A 624-nucleotide genomic window follows, 5' to 3' on the forward strand; every position below is an offset into this window, starting at 1 on the left:
CCGAGGTGTGTATCGACGTGTGCGGAGCACCGTCTTTGCCGATGAGGAGATGTTATGCAGTTGCAGGTGGCGTTGGATGTCCTTGACCTTCCCTCGGCGTTGACTCTGGCGAATCAGGTGTCCGAGTACGTGGACATCCTCGAGTTGGGGACGCCTTTGGTGAAGTCCGCGGGCATCGGCGCGGTGAGTGCGATCAAGGCCGCGCACCCGGACAAGCTGGTGTTCGCGGACCTGAAGACGGCCGACGCCGGCGAGCTGGAGGCCACTTTTGCCTTCGAGGCGGGGGCGGACCTGGTCACGGTGATGGGCGCGGCCGACGACGACACCGTGCGCGGGGCGGTGGCGGCCGGCCGCAAGTACGGCAAGAGCGTCGTCGCCGACATGATCGCGGTGGTGGGCGGCCGGGTGGACCGGATCCGCGAGGTGGCGAAGCTGGGCGTGTCGTTCGTCGAGATTCACGCCGGGCTCGATGAGCAGGCCCGGCCCGGCTACACGATCGACACGCTGCTCCACGACGGCCGCCGGGCCGGTGTCCCCTTCTCCATCGCCGGCGGCGTCCGCATCGACACCATCGCCTCCGTCCGGGAAGCCGGGGCCACCGTGGCCGTAGCCGGGGGAGCGATC

At 68.9% G+C, this 624-nt stretch carries 1 protein-coding gene; it reads left to right on the forward strand.

From position 1 onward, the window contains the following. Positions 1-54: 54 nt before the first annotated feature. Positions 55-624: 3-hexulose-6-phosphate synthase (gene hxlA, locus IEZ19_RS50110; RefSeq protein ID WP_189317999.1), on the forward strand; the 570-nt coding region annotated here is incomplete at its 3' end.

Source organism: Streptomyces brasiliensis (assembly GCF_014647875.1).
Taxonomy (GTDB): Bacteria; Actinomycetota; Actinomycetes; order Streptomycetales; family Streptomycetaceae; genus Streptomyces; species Streptomyces brasiliensis.